Source organism: Myroides sp. NP-2 (assembly GCF_014145665.1).
In the GTDB taxonomy this organism is placed as follows: domain Bacteria; phylum Bacteroidota; class Bacteroidia; order Flavobacteriales; family Flavobacteriaceae; genus Flavobacterium.
Genome location: NZ_JACHTD010000046.1, coordinates 1 through 837 on the forward strand (window position 1 = coordinate 1; position 837 = coordinate 837).

The 837-nt window shown below is 34.4% G+C and carries 1 pseudogene; it reads right to left on the bottom strand.

The features are described from left to right. A pseudogene (locus H4K35_RS15555) lies at window positions 1–733 on the bottom strand (IS21 family transposase); the annotation flags it as partial. Window positions 734–837 lie beyond the last annotated feature (104 nt).

Here is an 837-nt window from a genome sequence, read left to right on the forward strand (position 1 = left end):
CTATTTCAGGTTCATAACGATGGCTTTTCTTTACTGCCGATTTTAAATTATCGGGTACAATAGCAGCAGGAACACCTCCGTAAAAAGCTAAAGAATTGACTAAACTTCCTATAAAATCGCCTTTTTTTTGACTCAATGTAGCTTCTACATACGTTAATCTGCTTGATCCAAGAATACTTACAAAAACTTCAACTTCTTGTATTTCTCCTGTATTTCGATCTATAATAGAAAGTTTTTTACCTGTGTAATCAACAAACATCTTATCACCAACCTTATGTTCCATGTGATAAGAAGGTGTTATTCGTAAACTCCAGCTGCGATAATGATGGCAAAATTGTGCGTACGAATAACCCTCAGGATATTTTTCTTTGTATTCTTGCCAAAGTAAATAACGTGTTACTCCTGTCTTTTTTAACTCTTTAGATACATAGGGAAAGAAGTTTTTAGCGATATTTTCACGGCTGTCAGGTAATAGTTCGCGGGTTTCGAACAAGTCTTCTACCTCTTCTACACTTAAATCTGATAATTCTTCAAACGTTAATTGATACGAATGAAATAACCCAATATACTTGCGTACCGTATTGCGAGAAAGTCCTAAACGATTACTAATACTTAGTTTACTTTCTCCATTGCTGTAAAGTCGTAATAATTGTTTGATTTGCAACATATCTATCTTGTGGTTTGCCATTTTCTTTTTAGCTAAACTAACTTTTTGATATGTTCTAAAAATCATTTTTTTTAACTGGTCACTTTCACCAGAATCAGGTGGTCAAGTTAAACCAGAATCAGGTGGTCACTTTTGCCAGAATGAGGTGGTCAATTTCTCCAGATTCTCCA